Below are 20,785 nucleotides of genomic sequence, written 5' to 3'. Positions count from 1 at the left end.
CGCGCTGCTGGCCATCGTGGTTGAGGGCGAGGCAAGCGATGAGCAGATCAACGCGGTGATAGAGCAGTTTCAGGCCACTTTCGTGCCCGGAGGTGAAGAGGAAGAGGTGTCAGGCCCAAGCGCGCAGAAAATCGAGATCGGAGGGCGTTTGCTGCGCTATTTCGATCTGGGCGAAGGCGGTACGCCGTTGGTGTTGGTCCACGGATTTGGTGGTGATCTAAACAATTGGTTGTTCAACCATCAGGTGTTGGCCGCTGAGCGTCGGGTGATTGCTCTGGACCTGCCGGGGCATGGCGAATCCGGCAAGGTACTCAGGGTCGGTGATCTCGACGAGTTGAGCCACAGTGTGCTTGCGCTGCTCGATCACCTGGACATCGCCAGCGTACATTTGGCTGGGCATTCCATGGGCGGCGCGGTGTCGCTGAACATTGCCCGGTTGGCGCCGCAGCGGGTGGCTTCGTTGGTGCTGATTGCCAGCGCCGGCTTGGGACACGAAATCAACGGCGACTACCTGCAAGGGTTTATCGACGCCAGTAACCGCAATGCACTCAAGCCGCAGGTGGTCCAACTGTTCCACGACCCTTCGCTGGTCAACCGACAAATGCTTGAAGACATACTCAAGTTCAAGCGCCTGGAAGGTGTCGATGCCGCGCTCCGGCAGCTAGCGGGGCAGTTATTCCCCGAAGGCGTGCAAAAAACCGAGCTGCGGGCAGTCGTCGCGCAACAGCCGACGCTGGTAATTTGGGGCGAGGACGACAGGATCATTCCCGCCGCCCATGCGCAGGGGCTGGACGCTCAGGTCCAGGTGCTGGCCAAGCAGGGGCATATGGTGCAGATGGAGGCAGCGGAGCAGGTTAATCAGCTGATTGCGGCATTTTTGAAAAACCAGTAAAGCGGCGAGTTCTCCAAAGATCCATTGCACAAGCTGAGAACTGCATTTCCCGGTAGGAACCAACTTGTTGGCGAGGCGACCAACGCGGTGCGCCTGACACACCACCTCGCGAACAAGTTCGCTCCTACAACGGATCAAGCGCCACGTTGAATATTTGCCAATGGCGTGTCGTGACGGATGAGCCGCGGTGGGTAATTGTGGTCGAGGCCGCAGATCCGACGCTGTCTGATCCTCGTATGCAGAACGCGCTTCATCTGTAGGAGCCAACTTGTTGGCGAGGCGACCCACGCGGTGTGCCAGAAACGCCGCCTCGCGAACAAGTTCACTCCTACAGCGGATCAAGCGCCACGTTGAATATTTGCCAATGGCGCGCCGTGACGGATGAGCAGCGGTGGGGCATTGTGGTCGAGGTTGCAGATCCAATGCTGTCTGACCCTCGTCTGTAGGAGCCAACTTGTTGGCGATGCGACCCACGCGGTGTGTCTGAAACCCTGCCTCGCGAACAAGTTCACTCCTACAGCTGATCAACCGCCACATTGAAGACATCCGCCAATGGCGCGCCGTGACGGATGAGCAGTGGCAGGTAATTGGGGTTGATGCCGCAGATCCAACGCTGTCTGACCCTCGTCTGTAGGAGCCAACTTGTTGGCGAGGCGACTCACGCGGTGTGTCTGAAACCCTGCCTCGCGAACAAGTTCACTCCTACAACTGATCAACCGCCCACATTGAAGACATCCGCCACCCTCGCGGTGAGCACCGATCATCTGGGAGCTGCCGAAGGCTGCGCGATGATGTGTGTCCAAGTGAGCTTTCGAAGCTGAGTTCCACATTACCTTCTGCTCAAAACGATCATTTAAATGATTGGTTTGCGCGATTTATAGGAGTGTCATAAGCTGATTTGATCGAATCAATCATAATTATGATTGATTCGCTCAATCTCAAGTGTTTAGCGACTGTACTCAACACATAAAAATAAGGAGAACTCGCGTGGCCCAAATCCCAATCAAGCGCTCAATCGAACGTGTACCTGGCGGCATGATGATCGTGCCTCTGCTCATCGGTTCGCTGGTCGCAACGTTTCTGCCCGATATGCCGAAGTTCTTCGGTTCGTTTACCAATGCTTTGTTCACCGGTGCTTTGCCGATCCTGGCGGTGTTTTACGTCTGCATGGGCGCCAGCATCGACATCAAAGCCACACCCTATTTGCTGAAAAAAGGTGGCGTGCTGTTCGGCACTAAAGTCGGCACGGCGGTAGTGATCGGCGTGATCATGGGCCACTTCCTCGGGGAGCAGCCGATTACCTCGGGTATTTTTGCGGGGATTTCGACCCTCGCTGTCGTCGCTGCGATGAACGACACCAACGGCGGCCTGTACATGGCGCTGATGGGCCAATACGGTCGCTCGGAAGACGTCGGCGCCTATTCGGTAATGTCGCTGGAGTCGGGGCCATTCTTGACCATGGTTACGCTCGGCGTTGCTGGTTTGGCTGCATTCCCATGGCCGACGCTGGTGGGCGCGATTCTGCCGCTGTTGCTGGGCATGCTGCTGGGTAATCTGGACCGTGAAATGCGCGACTTCCTCGCCAAAGCCGTGCCGGTGATGATCCCCTTCTTTGCGTTGGCGCTGGGTGCGAGCTTGGACCTGCACAAAGTCTGGCAGGCTGGCCTGCTCGGTATCGGCTTGGGTGTTGCGGTGGTGGTTGTCACGGGGATTCCGTTGTACTTCGCTGATCGGGTATCAGGTGGCACAGGTGTGGCAGGGGTTGCCGCGGCCAACACGGCGGGGAACGCTGCGGCGGTTCCGGCATTGGTCGCCGCCGCGAACCCGGTCTATGCGGATGCGGCGAGTACCGCGACTTTGCTGGTGGCGGCGTGCGTGGTGGTGACGGCAGTGCTGTCGCCGATTCTTACGTCGATGGTCGCCAAGCGCTACAACGAGCGCCATGGCGCGAGCAGACCGAGCGTAGGTGCCGAACGGGAGGTCGTTCGATGACGTTGCTGATCATTGCCGACGATCTGTCTGGCGCGGCCGATTGTGCGATCGCCTTCGCCAGCGCCGGATTGCGCACAGTAGTGACGCTCGATCCGGCCCATGACACGGGCGACGCGCAAGTGGTGGCCATCGATACCGACACTCGTCGTCTGTCGCCGAGTGAGGCCGCTGGGCGCACAGTGATAGCGTGTGAGACGCTGCTGAAAACAGGGCACCGGCTGTACAAAAAGATTGATTCCACCTTGCGCGGCAACTGGGCGGCGGAAGTCGCCGGGTTACAGGCTATTGCTGGCCTGGCGATTGTCGCGCCAGCATTCCCGGCAACGGGAAGGACCACGCTCGGCGGGCGTGTGAGGGTCAATGATCAACCGCTGGAAACCACCGAGACCTGGACGCTGGAGCATGCCGGGCAGTGCGCAGACCTTGACGCGATGCTCGAAACCGCTGGCTTGCGCACGACAAAGTTGTCCCTTGCGACGTTGCGTAGCGGTGCTGCAGCGTTGACCGAGCACATTGCCGAGATCGCAAAAAGCGCCACTCAAGCGCTCATCGTCGATGCCGAAACCGCCGAAGATCTGCGCCGGCTGGCACAAGTCACCATGCAAATGAGCGAGCCCCTGTTCTGGGTCGGCTCCGCAGGCTTGGCTCGGGAGATCGCTGCATTACCCTATTTGTTCGAAACCGCCACGCAGGAGCTCTCGTTCCAGCGCGAAAAAAAGGCGCCGATCCTGGTTTTGGTCGGCAGTTTGTCCGGTGTTTCCGAGCGCCAATGCACGATGCTCAAAGAGCGCGCGGGCATTGATGAGCTCATTGTGCCGCCTGCGGTATTGCGCGAAGGCACTCGCCATGTGGATTGGGCTGGCTTGGAAGTGCGCATCGGCGCGCATTTGCAGCGCGGTGATGACTTACTGCTGCGTATCGGTCGCGACGAAGCGTTCAATCCCGCCGAAGGCGCCCGGCTGTCGACGTTGCTTGCCAAATTGGTCCAGCCGCATTTCGACAAGGTCGGTGGCCTGGTCGCTACCGGTGGCGAAACTGCGCGGGCGATGCTCAGCGCCGTCGGTATCGGCAGCCTGAAACTGCTCTGTGAAGTCGAAGCCGGTGTCGCCTTCGGGCGTCCGGTCGCCAGCCGCGATGGTCATCGTCCCGGCGTCATCACCAAGGCCGGTGCGTTCGGCACCGATCACGCTCTTTATGCGTCATGGCTGCATCTGCGCGATGCCGCCGAGCCTGCGGTTTATACCGACGGCTCAACACTCTTTCCTGCGCGACAAGGTAATCATTCATGAGTAACTATCTCCCGATCATTGGCATCACCATGGGCGACGCCGCTGGCGTGGGCCCGGAAGTCATCGTCAAAAGCCTGACCCACGACATCGTTTATCAACAGTGCCGTCCGCTGGTGGTGGGTGATGCGCGCCGTCTGGAACAGGCCAATATCATCGTCAAGGGCAGCGCAAAAATCCGTCGTATCAAAGAGGCGTCCGAAGCGCTGTATGAGCCGGGCACCATTGATTGCATTGACCTGGATCTGATTCCGGATGATCTGCCGTTCGGGCAGTTGTCACCGATTGCCGGTGACGCCGCCTATCAATACATCGCGCGTGCTGTGCAACTGGCCGAAGCCAAGCAGATCGACGCCATCTGCACGGCGCCGTTGAACAAAGAAGCGTTGCACGCAGGTGGCCACAAATATCCAGGCCACACCGAAATGCTCGCGCACCTGACCAACGTCGACGAGGTGTCGATGATGCTGGTGGCGCCGCAACTGCGGGTAATCCATGTCACCACTCACATTGGCATCATCGACGCGATCCGCAAGATCGAGCCGGGCCTTGTACAGCGCACCATCGAGCGTGGCAATGCGACATTGATCAAAGCCGGTATCGCCAAGCCGCGTATTGGCGTGTGCGGGATCAACCCGCATGCCGGTGAGAACGGGCTGTTCGGCTACGGTGAAGAGGAAGAAAAGATCATCCCTGCGGTGAAGATTCTTCAGGAAAAAGGCTTGGACGTGACAGGCCCGCTGCCAGCAGACACGCTGTTTTTCCGGGCTGGACGGGGTGATTTCGATCTGGTGGTGGCGATGTATCACGACCAGGGTCACGGTCCGGTGAAGGTGCTGGGCCTGGAAGCGGGTGTCAACGTCACGGTCGGGCTGGAAGTGATCCGGACTTCGGTCGACCACGGCACGGCGTTCGACATCGCCGGTAAAGGCATCGCTGACGAGCGCAGCCTGCTGGAAGCGTTGCGTCAGGGGGCCGAACTGGCCACGCGGCGGGGATGAGTTGCAGGCCTGCGGTCGTGTAAGATCGTCGGCCTTCCCGCAATGAGGCCACCCATGAAAGCTGCCGACCGCCACCGCGCCATCCTCGAACTGGTTCGCGCACGCGACACCAACGTCGAACAGTTGAGTGCTGCCCTTGGGGTCTCGGAAGCCACGGTTCGTCGCGACCTGACCATGCTTGCCAAACAGCGACACCTGGTGCGTACCCATGGCGGCGCGACAGCGCTGGTCGGGGTTCATGAACCTGAGGCGTCGCTGGAAGAGCGCAAGGCAACGCAGCGCGATCAGAAAGACGCTATCGCCAAAGCGGCGGCAGCACATGTGCGCGATGGCGACACGGTACTGCTCGACGGCGGCACCACCTGCGCAGCGTTGGCGTTGCATCTTTGCTCGCGGCAGGACATACATGTGGTGACCAACAACCTGCTGGCGGTGATGACGCTGGCAAACGCACCGGGGATTCGCTTGACGATTATCGGTGGCGATTTGCGTGGGTCGAGCATGAGCACGCTGGGGCCGTTGGCGGAGCTGACGCTGAGTCGCTTAAGCGTCGACAAGGCGTTTCTCGGGGCGGATGGCGTGGTGGCCGATTTCGGTCTGTGCGAGGCCAGCGATCAACAGGCCTATCTCAAGGAGTGCATCCTCAAGCGCGCGGCACAGATTTTTGTCCTCGCCGACTCCGACAAACTGGGGCGCGCCCGCCAGCAGCACTGGACACCGATTGAACGAGAGTGGACGTTGATCACGTCCTTGCAGGCAGATGAGCGGTTGTTGGCAGCGTTTCGGGCGGTTCAGCAGATTACGGTTGAGACTGCTTTCACCTGACTGACACCCTTCAGGCCGCATGTAATTACGTCTTCGCGCAAAAGTCCCTTATAGCTTCGTGTTGGCGCGGCGTTATGTAGGACTTTTCCTCGCTGTCATTGCTTTGTCATTCTGCTGTCACTCCTGGCATGCCTAAATCCGGTCAAGACCCTCTGAATCCTTGCCGGGAGCCCAGCCATGACCGATAGCCAGCCTCTGGATTTATCCGAAACCGCACGCTACATGCATGCCGATATCCTTGACAGCTTCGACGAAGAGCTGGAAATGGAGTACGACGATGCACGCCTGGATGCCTTGTTGTCCGACTTGGGCGAAGACGTACCCAAAGGCATTGATCGGCGTGTGTATTTTCGTGAGCTTTTGCGGCTACAAGGTGAGTTGGTCAAGCTGCAGGACTGGGTGGTCAGCCAGAAGCTCAAGGTTGTCGTGTTGTTCGAAGGCCGAGATGCGGCCGGGAAGGGCGGGGCGATCAAGCGCATCACCCAGCGGCTTAATCCGCGGGTGGTGCGTGTGGCTGCACTGACCGCGCCGAGCGAGCGTGAGCGCACGCAGTGGTATTTCCAGCGCTATATATCGCATCTGCCTGCGGCGGGCGAGATGGTGTTGTTCGACCGCAGTTGGTACAACCGCGCTGGTGTTGAGCGGGTGATGGGATTTTGCGATAACGAGGCATATGAAGAGTTCTTCCGCACCGTGCCCGAGTTCGAAAAAATGTTGGTGCGCTCTGGAATTATCCTCATCAAATACTGGTTCTCCATCACCGACGACGAACAGTATCGGCGCTTCCTGATGCGCATCCACGATCCGCTCAAGCAGTGGAAACTGTCGCCAATGGACCTTGAGTCGCGCCGTCGCTGGGAGGATTACACGCGGGCCAAAGAGGAAATGCTGACCCGCTCCCACACCGATGTCGCGCCATGGTGGATTGTCGAGGCCGACGACAAGAAGCGCGCTCGCCTCAATTGCATTCATCACCTGCTGGAACAGATTCCGCGCGGCGAAACCGAATCGCCGCAGGTGATTTTGCCTGCCCGGGAATACAACGCCGATTACCTGCGAGCGCCAGTCCCGAGGGACATGGTGGTGCCGTCGGTTTATTGATCGACGGCGTGCGGCGTCAGATCCTCCAGCGTTTAGCCGTCTTGGCCAGACGCAACTGCAAGCTGTCGAGGGTTTTTGCGAGCTGCAGCGTCAGCAACCGATAGCCGATCAGTTCGCCAGGGATGGCGATTTCGGTGTCCGGCCCGTTTTCCAGCGGTTGCGGTTTGCGCTTGAGCCTTTGCGTCACGCCGTTCTGAAGCGCCCGCGCCATGCTAATGAACTGGCGACGAATGTGTTGTTGCTCAACCTTTAATAACGCCTGGCTCATGTCGGCGGGACGGATGTTGGAGAGGATCTCCAGCGTGCTCAGGCACATGCGAAAGTGCCCCTGAATCGCTTCCAGCTCGACGATGGGAATCCGCACTTCCTTGGACACCGACGGCAACAGTGAACGTAGTTGCAGCATGGTCGCGTTGAGCTTTGCGGTCAGCTTGACATGCTCGTCGGTCGTGATCGATTGCCCGCTGTTGATGCGCTCATACACCTTCGCGCAATCGCGCAGACCGCTCGCCAGGTTGTAACGCCACGAGTAAACCGCATACAGCGGCAGCGCAAAGGAAAACGCCAAGGCCAACGCGATGCCAATCAGAATATCCACGGTGCGCCACAGCCCATCTGACACGGGGTTATCCCCATGCCCAGCGACGATGAACAGCGTGATCGCTGACAGCAGCGCCGTGTAGCCGCCCTTGCCGATCGCGTGATAGGCGAAGAACCCGCAAATCAACGACATCAGCAGATACGTCAGCAGTGGCAGGCCCAGATAGTTTTGCTGCGTCACCACCGCCAGCCCCAGCGCGGCACCGATCAGCGTCCCGTATGCGCGCTCGACCGACTTTTTGCCGATGTTGCCATGGTGCTGCAAACCGCCAATCACGATCAACATCGTCACCGACGCCCATTCACCGTGGGGCAGATTAATCCCCGTGGTCAACAGGATCGACACCAGCAGACCGACGACGATGCGCCCGGCATGAATGTAACGGGCATGTTGGTAGCGGCGATAAGGGTCCAGCAACGGGCGCAGGAGGCGACGCAGCCAAGGGAATCGTGGAAATGTGCGAGAGGTTGTCATGGGCTAAAGACCATCAGAATGGCGAATGTATCCAGTGCGTTCACGAACGTCTGGAACTATGCCTTCTGTTAGGCTTATCGCCAATTTAATCCCGTCGTCGGACGATAAGGAACGCCCCGTTGTCGTACCTGAAAAACCTCTACTGGAAACGCTGGATCAGGAAGCACGGCGTAAAACTTGCCGGTGGTCTGCCGTCATTGAGCAAGCAGACCGAATTGACCGTGGAGGAGCACGCCGAGCTGGGGCATGTCGAAATTCGTTCGAAACAGCTTGAGATCGGCGCACACACCTATATTCGCAGCGGCAGCCACCTGTCGCTGGTGTCGTCGATTGGACGGTTCTGTTCTATCGCATCCGACGTCATTATCGGACAAGAGAAATTCACTCATCCGACCGACTGGGTCAGCACGCACCCCTTCCAATACACCGATTCCCCGTTGACCTATACCGCCAGAACCGATCAAGCCGTCATCGGCCATGACGTCTGGATCGGGCACAGCGCTATGATCATGGAAGGCGTTACCGTCGGCACAGGTGCGGTCATCGCCACCCGCGCCGTTGTCACTAAGGACGTCCCGTCATACGCCATCGTCGTCGGATTTCCTGCACGAGTTGTGCGTTACAGGCATTCGGCGCAGGTGATCGAAAAGTTGCTTGCGAGCCGTTGGTGGGAAGCTCAGGCGAGTCTTTTGAAGACATTGCCGCTGGATGAGCCAGAAGCGTTCTTGCAGCACTTGCCTGTGGTGGGGATTCGCACCAAGGCGAGTTATCGCACATTGCGAATGGCACGGAACGGATGCGGGTTGATTTGAGGCGTCTGCGGGAGCGCGGCCTGGCAGCACCAGACTCACCCGAACATGACCGCATCGCCCGGCCTTCTGCGCGGACTCGGCGACGAACGCTTGGCCGTGGCAATACGCCAAATGCACGAACATCCAAGCCGTTCCTGGACCGTGGCGCAGCTCGCCAAGGAAGCCGCCCTTTCACGCTCCACCTTCTTTGAGCGCTTCACCCAAGCGTTGGGCATGGCGCCAATGGCGTACCTGCTCGCATGGCGTATGGCGTTGGCCAAGAACCTGCTGCACCGTAAGGACGGCAGTGTTTTCGAGATTGCCCAGCGGGTCGGCTACAGTTCAGCGAGCGCATTCAGTGTCGCGTTTACCCGCTATACCGGGCTTGCGCCCACGAGGTATTCGCGGGAATAAATAGCTGTGTAATTGATTACCCTACAAACGGCTGCTCTCAATCCACGACAGATGTAATCGCCAGACAAGCAAAAGCCGCGCACTGCGCGGCTTTGAGTATGGTGGGCCCACACGGACTCGAACCGTGGACCAAGGGATTATGAGTCCCCTGCTCTAACCAACTGAGCTATAGGCCCTCAGTAGGCCGCGGATTATAACGATGGTTTACGTGCTGTGCTATCCGAAAAGTCTGAAACTGTTATACGAAGAAACGTCGCGCAGAATTCCTCTGGCCGCAGGGGAAGGCTGACGATGTAGCCCTGGATCTGTTCGCAGCCTTCGTCGGCCAGAAATTGCTGCTGCTCGATGTTTTCCACGCCTTCGGCGATGACGGTGAGTTGCATGCTGCGGCCCAGGGCGATGATGGCGCGAACGATGGCAGCATCATGAGGGTCGTCCGGCAGGCCGCGCACGAAAGACTGATCGATTTTGAGGATGTCCAGCGGCAGTTTCTTCAGGTAGCTCAGGGATGAATAGCCTGTGCCAAAGTCGTCGATTGCCAGTTGTACGCCCAGTTTTTTCAGTTTATGAAGCACGGACAGTGCTTCTTCTGTCTGGCTCATGATGAAGTTTTCGGTGATTTCCAGCTGTAGGCAGCCTGGCTGCAACCGGTATTGAGTAAGCAACTGTTCGATGCGGTTGACCAGATTGGGCTTTCGCAGTTGCGCTCCGGCGAGGTTGACCGACAAAGGGCCGAAGACGTCGTAGGTCTGGTTCCATTCATACATCTGCCGGCAGGCGCTTTCCAAAACCCATTCGCCAATCTCCAGGATCATGCCGTTTTCTTCGGCCAGAGAGATGAAGCGCTCGGGCGGCACATCGCCGAAGGTTGGGTGGTTCCAGCGAAGCAATGCTTCAGCGCCGACCAAGCGTTGGGTCAAGAGGCTGAGTTTGGGCTGATAAGACAGGGTGAACTGGTTGCGTTCAATGGCTCGACGCAACTCATGTTCGAGGGCGATCCGTTCACTGGCTTGCGCGGTTAGATCGCGAGTGTAGCTTTCTACTCGGTTGCGGCCTTTGGCCTTGGAGCGATACATGGCTGCGTCGGCGTTCTTGATGATCGTCGCGACGTCGAGTCCATCATTGGGGAACAGCGCGGTGCCGATGCTGGAGCTGATGAAAAACTCGTGCTCGCCCGCCTGAAACGGTGCGTTAAAGCTATTTAACAGCTTGATTGCGATTGCTTCGGCATCGCTGGCGTTCTGCAGGCCTGGCAGCAGGATAATGAATTCATCCCCCCCGAGCCGGGCCACGGTGTCGATGTCGCGCAAGTTTTCTTTCAGGCGTTGAGCAATGCCCTTGAGTAGAAGGTCGCCCACCGGATGCCCAAGGCTGTCGTTGATGTGCTTGAAGCGGTCAAGGTCGAGAAACAGCACCGCGCCGAGGCTGTTGCCATGTTGACTGTGCAGGAGCGCAGTGTGCAGTCGACTTTCAAACAGCGTGCGATTGGGCAAGCTGGTCAATGGGTCGTGGTGAGCCTGATAGTCCAGTCGCGCCTGGGCCTGTTTGAGGCTGGAAATATCGGCGAACACGGCCACGAAGTGGGTGATGAATTTGTCGCGGTTTCTTACTGCGCTGATGGTCAGCCAGCTCGGATAGATTTCGCCATTCTTTCGACGATTACTAATTTCACCCTGCCAGTGGCCTTCGGCGGTCAATTGGTACCACATGGCTGCATAAAACGCGCTGTCGTGCAGCCCTGATGCGAGCAGTCGTGGGGTTTCGCCGATTGCCTCGTGCTCGCTGTAGCCCGTTATCTCACTGAATGCCCGATTTACCGCATTGATCCGCTGGCGGGTATCGGTGATCAGAACGCCTTCAGCCGTACTTTCGAATACCGTCGCGGCCAGTTGTAGTTTTTCCTGCATCTGATGGCGTTCGGTGATATCGCGCGCAATGGTCAGCATGCAATCTTCGCCGCCGATGGGCAGTGGCCGTGATGAAATTTCGCACAGTCTGACTTGGCCATCCCTACGGCGTATATGGCTAGTAAAGTCGCGGACGAAGCCGTCGCGATTCAGTTGTTCGAGCAGTAGCTGGCGTTCGTTCAGGTCGACCCAGATACCGAGATCCAGTGTGGTGTGATCCAGTGACATCGAGCTTTGATAGCCCGTAATGCGGCTGAAACCGTCGTTGACCTCCACCAGCAATCCGTCGCTTTGTCGAGTGATCAGCAGGCCGTCAGGCGATGAGTGGAACGCCTTGGCGAATTTTTCTTCTGAGAGCTGCAACTGTTGTTGCGCTTCCTTGAGCGGAGTGATGTCACGTACCACGACAACTAAGGCCAGCGTTGAGTCCAGATCAAACGGTTCTGCCGACAGCAGGCCGGTGAATAAGCGACCATCACAGCGGCGAAAAGGCATCTCGAGGTTTCGAATGCTGCCTTTTTGCAGGCGCTGGAGCAGGCTTGGGCCGATATCGGGAATGCCCCAGATGTTGAGATCCGAAGGCGTTTTGCCAATGACGTCGGCGGCGGTCAGCCCAATTTGTTCGACAAACGCCTGGTTGGCCTCCAGAAAGCAGCCATCTGACAGTCGGGCTATCACCAGAATATCGGGGCATTGCGCGAACACTGAGGCGAATTTGCCCTCGGAAAGGCGCAGCGCTTCTTCAGTCTGCTTGGTTTCGCTGATGTCGATCATCAGGCCGCGCATCACGGGCTCGTGACCATAGCCAATCAGGCTGACAATGTCGCGGACCCACAGCGTCCTGCCGTCGGCACTGATCACACGGTAATCGAGACTGTGATCATGGCCGAGGGCGGTTTCCTGGTTGCAATAGGCTTCTGCTCTTGCGATGTCAGCGGGATGGACGATGCTTCGCCAGAAGCCAGGATGTAACCATTGTGCTAGCGGATAGCCCAACAGGTTTTCTGCGTGCGGAGAGACGTAATTGTAGGAGTAGTCGTGGGTGTTCGCTTCCCAGGCTATGGCCGATAGGCTCTCGATCATGCCGCGGTAGTGATATTCACTGCTGCGCAGTTCTTGTTCGAGGGCAACTCGACGAGAAATTTCCGAGCTGAGTCGACGGTTGATGCGTACCACGACAGCCAGAACCGTGCAGAGCAGCAAAAGGCCTGGCAGCCCATAAAGTAAAAAGTCGCGCCAGAACTTCCCCTCGTCAAAACCTCGAGACGTTGGATATCGCTCTTGCGCTCCTGGTAGCTCGGCTGAAACGTTTTCCGTTACAGATGGGCTGTCAGAAATGGCCAAAAGGTCCTGATGCAAGACGTTTCTTTGCTCAAGGGAGGGCAAGGCAGCGTCCGTGCGATATGTATTTTCTTCATGAAAGCCGGTCTCGGTCTTCTCCTTGTCGGAGAGAGCCCGAGCGTCGACAACTGTCGACCCCATCAAGCATAAGAAAGCTACTGCCGGTATCCAAAACATGGCAGCCTCAAAATTCAGCGCTAGGATTGAATCGAGTGTAGTCGGGCTGGCGAGAGGTGGCACTGTGCCGGAGATTTATTCTTCAAAACGCAAAACCCCCGACAGAGCCGGGGGTTTTGTGATCAACGTTTTGTTTACTCGTCGAGGAACGAACGCAAGTGTTCGCTTCTTGTCGGGTGACGCAGCTTGCGCAGCGCCTTGGCTTCGATCTGACGAATACGCTCGCGCGTTACGTCAAACTGCTTACCTACCTCTTCAAGCGTGTGGTCGGTATTCATGTCGATACCGAAGCGCATACGCAGCACCTTGGCTTCACGAGCGGTAAGGCCGGAGAGGACTTCGCGCGTCGCTTCTTTCAGGCTTTCAACGGTGGCGACATCGATTGGCGACTGCATGGTCGAGTCTTCGATGAAGTCACCCAAGTGCGAATCTTCATCGTCACCGATAGGGGTTTCCATGGAGATCGGCTCTTTGGCGATTTTCAATACCTTGCGGATTTTGTCCTCAGGCATTTCCATGCGTTCGCCCAGCTCTTCCGGCGTCGGTTCGCGACCCATTTCCTGCAGCATCTGGCGGGAAATACGGTTGAGCTTGTTGATCGTCTCGATCATGTGTACCGGAATACGAATGGTACGTGCCTGGTCGGCAATCGAGCGAGTGATCGCTTGACGGATCCACCAGGTGGCATAAGTCGAGAATTTGTAGCCACGACGGTATTCGAACTTGTCCACCGCTTTCATCAAGCCGATGTTGCCTTCCTGGATCAGATCGAGGAATTGCAGGCCACGGTTGGTGTACTTCTTGGCAATGGAGATCACCAGACGCAAGTTTGCTTCAACCATCTCTTTCTTCGCGCGGCGGGCCTTGGCCTCACCGATCGACATGCGACGGTTGATGTCTTTGATCTCGGAGATCTTCAGACCGGTTTCTTCTTCCAGTGTTGTCAGCTTTTGCTGGCAGCGCTGGATGTCGGTTTGCAGACGACCGATGGCTTCAGCGTATTTGCTTTTGCCTTTGGCCAGCGCGTCGGTCCAGCTCTGGTCAACTTCGTTGCCCGGGAACTGGCGCAGGAAGTCGGCACGCGGCATACGGGCATCACGAACGCACAACTGCATGATCGCGCGCTCTTGAGCACGAAGGCGTTCAAGTGCGCTACGAACACGCTCAACCAGACCTTCAAACTGTTTTGGAACCAGTTTGATCGGCATGAACAGCTCGGCCAAGGCCAGTAGTTCTGCGCTGGCTTGCTTGCTGCCACGACCGTGTTTCTTCAGGGCCTTGACTGCAATAGCCATCTGATCGGCGACTGCACCGAAGCGCTGCGCGGCGATGACTGGATCGGGACCACTTTCGGCCTCTTCCTCGTCGTCCGCATCAGCCTCTTCTTCCTCGTCGTCGGCACCTTCGACCTTGTCGGCCTTGGGATCGACTGGCGGCGGCACTTCGGCAGGCGGCGCAATGCCGTCGTCCGGGTCGATGTAGCCGCTCAGTACGTCGGACAGGCGGCCACCTTCGGTGGTGACGCGAGTGTATTCGGAGAGAATGTGATCGACGGTGCCAGGGAAGTGCGCAATTGCGCCCATCACTTCACGGATGCCTTCTTCGATACGTTTGGCGATTTCAATTTCGCCTTCACGTGTCAGAAGCTCGACCGTACCCATTTCACGCATGTACATGCGCACCGGGTCGGTTGTGCGACCAATGTCGGTTTCGACTGCCGCCAACGCTGCGGCTGCTTCTTCAGCCGCCGCCTCGTCGGTGTCAGCTTCGGCCAACAAAAGGGCGTCCGCATCCGGGGCACTCTCGAATACGTTGATCCCCATGTCGTTAATCATGCGGATGATGTCTTCCACCTGTTCCGGATCTGAAATATCCTCCGGCAGGTGGTCGTTGACCTCGGCGTAAGTCAGGTAACCCTGCTCACGACCACGGCTGATCAACTCTTTGAGGCGAGACTGTTGTTGCGCTTTTCCGGACATAACACCCTATCCACTGAAGGTCTTGGCGGGCAAAAAACAAGCCGAGGATTATACCCGAGCTAGGACCTCACGCGCCAGTTGAGGTCGGGGTTTGTGCAGGAACTTTGCGATTTAACAGATTGAGTAGCTGAACTTTTTCTTCAGCGGACAACCCGGTCTGCCGTTCCTTCCTGATCAATTGATCCAGGCTTCGCTCGCGTTGGCGGGCGGACAACCTAGTTATAGTGTCGAAAAACTGTTGTTCAAGGTTATCGGCCGAGATCAGCCATTCCTTTTCTGCAAGTTGTCGTAATAATCGTCCTTGATCGGTTCCGTGCCAGCGGGCGATCAGTTGCAGCGACCGCAGCTTCGGGTTTTTCTGCAGCGCTTCGAGCAATGCCACCAGCAACTGCGAATAAACATTGTCTTCAGCGGCGAAGTGGCTGGCATCCTCGACCTTGCCCGACAACTCAGGATGATGCAGCAAGGTTCTGAGTGCGGTAAGGGTCGGCGGTTCAACCGTCGCCGGTGTGCGCGGCGCGCGGGGTTCGAAGTCAGGGCGTTTGCCGTTCTTGTCCCACTTTTTGCCGTCCCACGGTTTCTTTTCCCATTTCCTTTGTTGTCCACCGGATTTGTTCGGTGTCCAGTCTGTCTGTGCCTGGTACGCGTCGTGCGGTTGATAATCGCTGTAATCGGGGATGGCGTCGTAATCGATCCCAGGGTCGTAGCCGTTCGGTGCTTCCTGCGGTGCGTTCTGCACCAACTGGGTCATCGCCGTCGTATTGAGCCCGGTAATTTCGGTCAAACGCTGGCGCATCAACGCACGCAGGTTCGCGCCTGGGACCTTTTCAATCAGCGGCGCCGCCAGGGTGGCCATATGGGCCTTGCCCTCAAGCGACCGCGGATCGGCTTCCTTGGTCAGTTGTTCAAAGAAATAATCGGCCAGTGGTTGAGCATGCTGGGCGATCCTGGCCTTGAATGCATCTGTGCCCTCGGAGCGAACCAGGGTGTCCGGATCTTCGCCTTCCGGTAGGAACAGAAATCGCGCACGCCGGCCATCCTGTAGGCTCGGCAACGCTGCTTCCAGTGCGCGCCAGGCGGCGTTGCGACCGGCTTGATCGCCATCAAAACAAAACAACACGTTCGGTACGACCCGGAACAGCTTTTTCAAATGATCTTCGCTGGTGGCCGTACCCAGCGTTGCGACGGCATTACGCAAGCCTTGTTGGGCCAGGGCAATGACGTCCATGTAGCCCTCAACGACGATGATCTCGTCAAGGTTGCGGTTGTGCTTCCTGGCTTCGAACAGGCCATACAGTTCCTGTCCTTTATGAAACACCGGCGTTTCGGGAGAGTTCAGGTATTTTGGCTTGTCGTCACCCAGAACCCGGCCACCGAACGCGATGACTCGGCCGCGGCTGTCGCGGATAGGAAACATCACGCGATCCCTGAACCGGTCGTAGCGCTTGCCGGTTTCGGCGTTTTCAATCAGCAGGCCGGCATCAATCATTGCCTTCTGCTGAAGCGTATCGCTGCTCAAGTGCTTGTATAGATTGTCCCAGCCCGGTGGGGCAAAGCCCAAACCGAAGTCCCGAGCTATTTCGCCTGAAAGGCCGCGGCCCTTCAGATAATCCACTGCCGACTTGCGAGTCGGATGGCTTTTCAGTGCGACTCGGTAGTATTCGGCGGCGGCTGCCAATAGCGGGTAAAGCGGAGAATCAGTAGGTTGTCGTGGCTTTTGGCCTTTGACCCCCTGTTCGCGCGGAACCTCCATGCCAGCCGCTTTGGCCAGTTCCTCGACGGCCTGAGGGAAATCCAGGTTGTCGTGGTCCATGATGAAGCCGAGTGCGTTGCCGCCTGCGCCACAGCCAAAGCAATAGTAGAACTGCTTGTCTGGACTGACGCTGAATGATGGGGTCTTTTCTTTGTGGAACGGACAGCAGGCGCTGAAGTTCTTGCCGGTTTTTTTTAATTGGACGCGTGAGCTGACTACATCGACGATGTCGGTGCGGTTCAGGAGGTCGTCAATAAAACCTTGGGGAATCAGTCCGGCCATGGCGTTCTCATCATCAGGCGCCTCGCCAGAGAAGTCGTGGCGAATCCAAAGCGTAACGACGGTTGCTTGGTCAGTGTAGACGTGGTCAACGCGGCCCGATCAGGCTAGACGGGTTGACGAGATTTGTCTCAGTCGCATCGGCGGCATCGACAGCCTCTGTCAGTGGTGCATGTAGCTAATTACTGCAACTGCCGACAGCCCGGTTTTGAGGCCGGGCAAGGCAGAAGCTTGCGACAGACGTCTGATTAGTACAGACGAACGGCGCGGCGCTGTTCGCGCTGAACTTTCTTGGCGTGACGCTTAACAGCAGCTGCTGCTTTACGTTTACGCTCAGAAGTCGGCTTCTCGTAAAATTCGCGGCTACGAACTTCAGCCAGAACACCGGCTTTTTCGCAGGAGCGCTTGAAACGACGCAGAGCTACGTCGAAGGGTTCGTTCTCTTTAACTTTGACGGCTGGCATCCAGAGCTACCTTCATTCATTACCGGGTCAACGCTTGGTGCAAACACTGCACTAAGTACGTCGGTTTTTAAGGGTTGCGGATGTTAACCCCTCGACGCGAGGAATGCAAAGCCTCTGATCGAAAACCGCTGGTAGGGGGCATGAGCGGCGACTATTATGCGCGCCTTCGAATCGAGCCCCAACAAGGCGTACCCCATGCTAGTACTGGGATTGGAAACTTCTTGCGATGAAACCGGTGTGGCGCTGTACGACAGTGAACGCGGGCTTCTCGCCGACGCGCTGTTCAGTCAGATCGACCTGCACCGGGTCTATGGTGGCGTGGTGCCTGAGCTGGCTTCTCGCGATCACGTCAAACGTATGCTGCCGTTGATTCGTCAGGTGCTGGCCGAGGCTGATTGTGCGGTGACCGAGATCGACGGCATTGCCTACACGGCAGGGCCCGGGCTGGTCGGCGCCTTGCTGGTGGGCGCTTCCTGCGCGCAGGCGCTGGCCTTTGCCTGGGATATCCCAGCGTTGGGCGTACACCATATGGAAGGCCATTTGCTGGCGCCCATGCTGGAAGACAACCCGCCTGAGTTCCCGTTCGTCGCTTTGTTGGTGTCCGGGGGGCACACGCAACTGGTGCGGGTCGATGGTATCGGTCAATACCAGTTGCTGGGTGAGACCCTGGACGATGCAGCGGGCGAGGCGTTCGACAAGACCGCGAAGATGATGGGCATGCATTATCCAGGCGGTCCGGAAATCTCTCGTCTGGCACTGCGCGGTGTGGCGGGGCGGTTCGTGTTCCCGCGTCCGATGACGGATCGTCCAGGTCTGGATTTCAGTTTCAGCGGTCTTAAAACCTTCGCGCTCAACACCTGGCAGCAGTGTCAGGGCGCTGGAGACGACGGCGAACAAACCCGTTGCGACATCTCGCTGGCCTTCCAGCAAGCGGTGGTGGACACTTTAACCATCAAATGCAAGCGTGCATTAAAGCAGACCGGCCTCAAACGCCTGGTGATCGCCGGTGGCGTCAGTGCCAACAAGGCATTGCGTCAGTCACTTGAACAGATGCTCGATGGCTTGAGCGGCAACGTTTATTACGCACGTCCCGAGTTTTGCACCGATAACGGCGCGATGATCGCCTTTGCCGGTTGTCAGCGATTGCAGGCCGGTCAACGGGAAGGATTGAGTATCAGTGTTCAGGCTCGATGGCCCATGGAGCAATTGCCGGCGCTGTGATGGCGAGCGCGATGAATCTCGCTCATGGTCAGGATTCAGAAATGCCGTTCGCGCCCGGCAAACAGGTCGCGTAGATTGCCCCGATGGCGCCAGACAATCAGCAGCGTCAACAGTGTCATCGGCATCAGTACTTGCGGTTCTTGCCAGGCCAGCAACGGTAGGGTCAGTGGTGTGGCAATCAATGCGGCGAGTGAACTGGTTCGGGTCAGGTAAAAGGTCAACAGCCAGGCAGCGATAGCCAGAAGGGCGGCAGGCAGATACAGGCCCAGCAGCACACCTGCGGCGGTGGCGACGCCTTTGCCGCCGCGAAAGCGGAAGTACAACGGGAATAGATGGCCGATCACTGCGCACAGGCCGATCCACGCTTGTTGTCGTGGGTCCAGGCCGACGCCGTTGGCGATCAGTACCGGAATCAGTCCTTTGCACAGGTCACCGATAAGGGTGAGGATGGCGAGCTTTTTTCCGGCCAGGCGTAGCATATTGGTTGCGCCAGCATTGCCTGAACCGCTGCCACGCGGGTCCGGGCTGCCAGTGAGGCGGCTTAGCAAGATGGCGAAGGACAGTGAGCCGAGCAGGTAGGCGAGGAACGCCAGTAACCAAAACATGCTAACCATTCCGGGTGAGGAAGCCCTGATTCTAACGGCGCATCGCGCCCTTGTCGTGCAGCGGAGAGAACGGGTTGGACAGAGTGTTTATCGAGGGGCTGGAAGTCGATACAGTCATCGGCGCCTACGACTGGGAGCGTAGCATCCGTCAGTGCTTGCGTTTGGACCTGAGCTTTGCCTGGGATAACCGGTCTGCCGCTACGGATGACGATTTGAGCAAGGCGCTTGATTACGCCAGTGTCTCCCAGCGTATCCAGGCTTTTGCGCAGGCGTCTCAGTTTCAGTTAGTCGAGACTTTTGCCGAACGCCTGGCCGAAGTGCTGATGAGTGAGTTCAATATTCCCTGGATGCACCTCAAGCTGACCAAGCCTGGTGCTGTTCCGGCCGCCAAAGGTGTGGGTGTGGAGATAGAGCGCGGATGTCGCTGACACAAATTTTCCTGGGACTGGGCAGCAACATTGAGCGCGAAAACCATCTGTGCGCGGGGCTAGAGGCGCTGGCGGGTTTTCTGACCGATATGAGGTGCTCGCCCGTCTTCGAGAGCCATCCAGTGGGTATCAAAAGTGGCCCATTTTTTAATCTGGTGGTGTCGGCGCTGACTGATTTGCCCCTGATGGAGCTGGACCGTCGCCTGAAATTCATCGAAGCCGACAATGGTCGGTACGCGCCGGACCGTAAAGGCTTGCCGCTGGATATCGACGTGCTGTTGTACGGTGAGCAGGTGGGTAATTTTGATGGGTTGATCTTGCCGCGTGCCGAAATCCTGAAGAACGCGTTCGTGCTGTGGCCGCTTTCGCTGATCGCGCCGCAGGTTAAGCATCCAGGCGTCAACATCGTCTTCAGTCAGTTATGGGCTCAGGCCCAGATCGACCAGAAGCTCTGGCCGGTCGGATTTGAATGGCGTGGCGAGCAATTGACGCCCCAACATTTGCGGTCGGCGTATCCACGATAGTCCAGGCGGGATGCATTCCCCCCTGGGAGTGCGCCTACAGGGAAGGCGCGTTCTTTGGGAGGTACGGCGGCAGGTACAGCCCAAGGTACGCCTCAAACACGCGCATGCCCTCTTCGGCCATGCGATGGGTGATCTCGTTATGCAGCTGTACCGATCGCGCATACACACGGTCGGCGAGTTCGATCGCCAAAGCAAAGACATCCACGTCATCCGGCAGGGCGGGTAACTGAAAATGCCGGGCGAATAGCGCGTGCATGAGGTTGCCGAGCTCTATGTCGTGCTGGCGGTCAGCTTGGGTGACTTCGGTCAAACCGTGCTGGGCGAGGATTAACTGACACGCCGCGGCATCTTCGCTGTAGATGTTGAGCATGCGGGTTTCGACCAGGCGGGACAGGTCGCGCCATGCGTTCAGCTCGGCGTGGTCAATCGGTTGTTCGAGGCTTTGGCGGAAGGCGGCGTGAACATCGGCAGTGAGCGCTTCCAGCAGAGCCGGGACGCTGGCGAAGAAGTGATAGACCGACGAGGGCGGAATCCCGGCACGTTCGGCGACGCTGTAGATCGACAAGCCTGCCACGCCCTCTGCCGCCAGCAGCGCACGCGCGGCGTCGAGAATCGAATCGATCCGGGCCTGGCTGCGTGCGCGGGGTTTGCGGGGAGTGGCAGTGCGGGTCATCGAAGCATCTCTGGAGCGCAGGATGGGGCATTGTACGCGAGGTCGTAAATCCAGATG

17 protein-coding genes, 1 tRNA gene and 1 pseudogene are annotated in these 20,785 nt (G+C 58.0%); 11 read left to right on the top strand and 8 right to left on the bottom strand.

The annotated features are described in order from the left end of the window. The 6 genes from VGC62_RS21125 to ppk2 all read left to right on the top strand — a co-directional run. Positions 1–892: acetoin dehydrogenase dihydrolipoyllysine-residue acetyltransferase subunit (locus VGC62_RS21125; RefSeq protein WP_331189022.1), on the top strand; the 892-nt coding region annotated here is incomplete at its 5' end. Positions 893–1,879: 987 nt separating this feature from the next. Beyond that, complete coding sequence (locus tag VGC62_RS21120; RefSeq protein ID WP_331189021.1) at positions 1,880–2,884, top strand: 2-keto-3-deoxygluconate permease; 1,005 nt, start codon at positions 1,880–1,882, stop codon at positions 2,882–2,884. Then, entirely contained in the window at positions 2,881–4,173 is a 1,293-nt protein-coding gene (locus tag VGC62_RS21115) for a four-carbon acid sugar kinase family protein (RefSeq protein WP_331189020.1), read from the top strand. The genes VGC62_RS21120 and VGC62_RS21115 overlap by 4 nt, the downstream gene beginning before the upstream one ends. Continuing rightward, positions 4,170–5,171, top strand: coding sequence for a 4-hydroxythreonine-4-phosphate dehydrogenase PdxA (pdxA, locus tag VGC62_RS21110; protein ID WP_331189019.1), 1,002 nt, complete (start codon positions 4,170–4,172; stop codon positions 5,169–5,171). The genes VGC62_RS21115 and pdxA overlap by 4 nt, the downstream gene beginning before the upstream one ends. 54 nt (positions 5,172–5,225) lie before the next feature. After that, positions 5,226–5,996 (top strand): DeoR/GlpR family DNA-binding transcription regulator, encoded by a 771-nt coding sequence (locus VGC62_RS21105; RefSeq protein WP_331189018.1) that lies wholly within the window; start codon positions 5,226–5,228, stop codon positions 5,994–5,996. A 177-nt stretch (positions 5,997–6,173) separates the two neighbouring features. Then, positions 6,174–7,097, top strand: a complete 924-nt coding sequence (ppk2, locus tag VGC62_RS21100; protein WP_331189017.1) for a polyphosphate kinase 2 — start codon at positions 6,174–6,176, stop codon at positions 7,095–7,097. 16 nt (positions 7,098–7,113) lie between these two features. Here ppk2 and VGC62_RS21095 read toward each other — a convergent pair whose 3' ends face one another. Beyond that, the gene (locus VGC62_RS21095) at positions 7,114–8,172 is read right to left on the bottom strand and encodes an FUSC family protein (protein ID WP_331189016.1); all 1,059 of its coding nucleotides are present in this window, start codon (positions 8,170–8,172) and stop codon (positions 7,114–7,116) included. Between the two features lie 119 nt (positions 8,173–8,291). Here VGC62_RS21095 and VGC62_RS21090 point away from each other — a divergent pair, with 119 nt between their 5' ends. Beyond that, positions 8,292–8,984: a CatB-related O-acetyltransferase gene (locus VGC62_RS21090; RefSeq protein ID WP_331189015.1), complete on the top strand. Its 693-nt coding sequence runs from the start codon at positions 8,292–8,294 to the stop codon at positions 8,982–8,984. A gap of 45 nt (positions 8,985–9,029) precedes the next feature. Next, entirely contained in the window at positions 9,030–9,377 is a 348-nt protein-coding gene (locus VGC62_RS21085; RefSeq protein WP_331189014.1) for an AraC family transcriptional regulator, read from the top strand. Between the two features lie 99 nt (positions 9,378–9,476). Here VGC62_RS21085 and VGC62_RS21080 read toward each other — a convergent pair. From VGC62_RS21080 to rpsU, 5 genes and pseudogenes are all read right to left on the bottom strand, one after another. Next, a tRNA-Ile gene (locus VGC62_RS21080) sits at positions 9,477–9,553 on the bottom strand. A gap of 15 nt (positions 9,554–9,568) precedes the next feature. Continuing rightward, positions 9,569–12,532: pseudogene (locus tag VGC62_RS21075) on the bottom strand (sensor domain-containing protein); the annotation flags it as partial. 404 nt (positions 12,533–12,936) lie between these two features. Then, complete coding sequence (rpoD, locus tag VGC62_RS21070; RefSeq protein WP_331189012.1) at positions 12,937–14,781, bottom strand: RNA polymerase sigma factor RpoD; 1,845 nt, start codon at positions 14,779–14,781, stop codon at positions 12,937–12,939. A 67-nt stretch (positions 14,782–14,848) separates the two neighbouring features. Next, positions 14,849–16,816 carry a DNA primase gene (gene dnaG / locus VGC62_RS21065; protein WP_331189011.1) on the bottom strand — a complete coding sequence of 656 codons (1,968 nt, stop codon included), beginning with the start codon at positions 16,814–16,816 and terminating at the stop codon, positions 14,849–14,851. A gap of 245 nt (positions 16,817–17,061) precedes the next feature. Then, a complete protein-coding gene (gene rpsU, locus VGC62_RS21060) occupies positions 17,062–17,277 on the bottom strand; it encodes a 30S ribosomal protein S21 (RefSeq protein ID WP_002551877.1) in 216 nt (71 codons plus the stop codon). A gap of 195 nt (positions 17,278–17,472) precedes the next feature. Here rpsU and tsaD point away from each other — a divergent pair, with 195 nt between their 5' ends. Continuing rightward, positions 17,473–18,498, top strand: coding sequence for a tRNA (adenosine(37)-N6)-threonylcarbamoyltransferase complex transferase subunit TsaD (tsaD, locus tag VGC62_RS21055; protein ID WP_331189010.1), 1,026 nt, complete (start codon positions 17,473–17,475; stop codon positions 18,496–18,498). A 35-nt stretch (positions 18,499–18,533) separates the two neighbouring features. On the opposite strand, the gene plsY is transcribed toward tsaD, so the two are convergent. After that, positions 18,534–19,103 (bottom strand): glycerol-3-phosphate 1-O-acyltransferase PlsY, encoded by a 570-nt coding sequence (plsY, locus tag VGC62_RS21050; RefSeq protein WP_331189009.1) that lies wholly within the window; start codon positions 19,101–19,103, stop codon positions 18,534–18,536. A gap of 74 nt (positions 19,104–19,177) precedes the next feature. On the opposite strand from plsY, the gene folB reads away from it, so the two are divergent. Further along, positions 19,178–19,531 (top strand): dihydroneopterin aldolase, encoded by a 354-nt coding sequence (folB, locus tag VGC62_RS21045; protein WP_331189008.1) that lies wholly within the window; start codon positions 19,178–19,180, stop codon positions 19,529–19,531. Then, positions 19,522–20,055: a 2-amino-4-hydroxy-6-hydroxymethyldihydropteridine diphosphokinase gene (gene folK, locus VGC62_RS21040; protein ID WP_331189007.1), complete on the top strand. Its 534-nt coding sequence runs from the start codon at positions 19,522–19,524 to the stop codon at positions 20,053–20,055. The genes folB and folK overlap by 10 nt, the downstream gene beginning before the upstream one ends. 34 nt (positions 20,056–20,089) lie before the next feature. Here the strand turns inward: folK and VGC62_RS21035 are convergent, their stop codons facing one another. Beyond that, complete coding sequence (locus VGC62_RS21035; RefSeq protein ID WP_331189006.1) at positions 20,090–20,728, bottom strand: TetR/AcrR family transcriptional regulator; 639 nt, start codon at positions 20,726–20,728, stop codon at positions 20,090–20,092. Positions 20,729–20,785: the final 57 nt, after the last annotated feature.

Origin of the sequence: Pseudomonas sp. (assembly GCF_036404235.1) — a bacterium.
Taxonomy (GTDB): domain Bacteria; phylum Pseudomonadota; class Gammaproteobacteria; order Pseudomonadales; family Pseudomonadaceae; genus Aquipseudomonas.
Note: the sequence above shows the minus strand (reverse complement) of the source record. Positions and strands in the feature narration are given on the sequence as shown.

Bases quoted from the DNA above. Each gene is read 5' to 3' on its own strand.
- VGC62_RS21115 (WP_331189020.1), top strand. From the start codon at position 2,881: ATGACGTTGCTGATCATTGCCGACGATCTGTCTGGCGCGGCCGATTGT.
- pdxA (WP_331189019.1), top strand. From the start codon at position 4,170: ATGAGTAACTATCTCCCGATCATTGGCATCACCATGGGCGACGCCGCT.
- VGC62_RS21105 (WP_331189018.1), top strand. From the start codon at position 5,226: ATGAAAGCTGCCGACCGCCACCGCGCCATCCTCGAACTGGTTCGCGCA.
- ppk2 (WP_331189017.1), top strand. From the start codon at position 6,174: ATGACCGATAGCCAGCCTCTGGATTTATCCGAAACCGCACGCTACATG.
- VGC62_RS21095 (WP_331189016.1), bottom strand. From the start codon at position 8,172: ATGACAACCTCTCGCACATTTCCACGATTCCCTTGGCTGCGTCGCCTC.
- VGC62_RS21085 (WP_331189014.1), top strand. From the start codon at position 9,030: ATGACCGCATCGCCCGGCCTTCTGCGCGGACTCGGCGACGAACGCTTG.
- rpoD (WP_331189012.1), bottom strand. From the start codon at position 14,781: ATGTCCGGAAAAGCGCAACAACAGTCTCGCCTCAAAGAGTTGATCAGC.
- dnaG (WP_331189011.1), bottom strand. From the start codon at position 16,816: ATGGCCGGACTGATTCCCCAAGGTTTTATTGACGACCTCCTGAACCGC.
- rpsU (WP_002551877.1), bottom strand. From the start codon at position 17,277: ATGCCAGCCGTCAAAGTTAAAGAGAACGAACCCTTCGACGTAGCTCTG.
- tsaD (WP_331189010.1), top strand. From the start codon at position 17,473: ATGCTAGTACTGGGATTGGAAACTTCTTGCGATGAAACCGGTGTGGCG.
- plsY (WP_331189009.1), bottom strand. From the start codon at position 19,103: ATGTTTTGGTTACTGGCGTTCCTCGCCTACCTGCTCGGCTCACTGTCC.
- folK (WP_331189007.1), top strand. From the start codon at position 19,522: ATGTCGCTGACACAAATTTTCCTGGGACTGGGCAGCAACATTGAGCGC.
- VGC62_RS21035 (WP_331189006.1), bottom strand. From the start codon at position 20,728: ATGACCCGCACTGCCACTCCCCGCAAACCCCGCGCACGCAGCCAGGCC.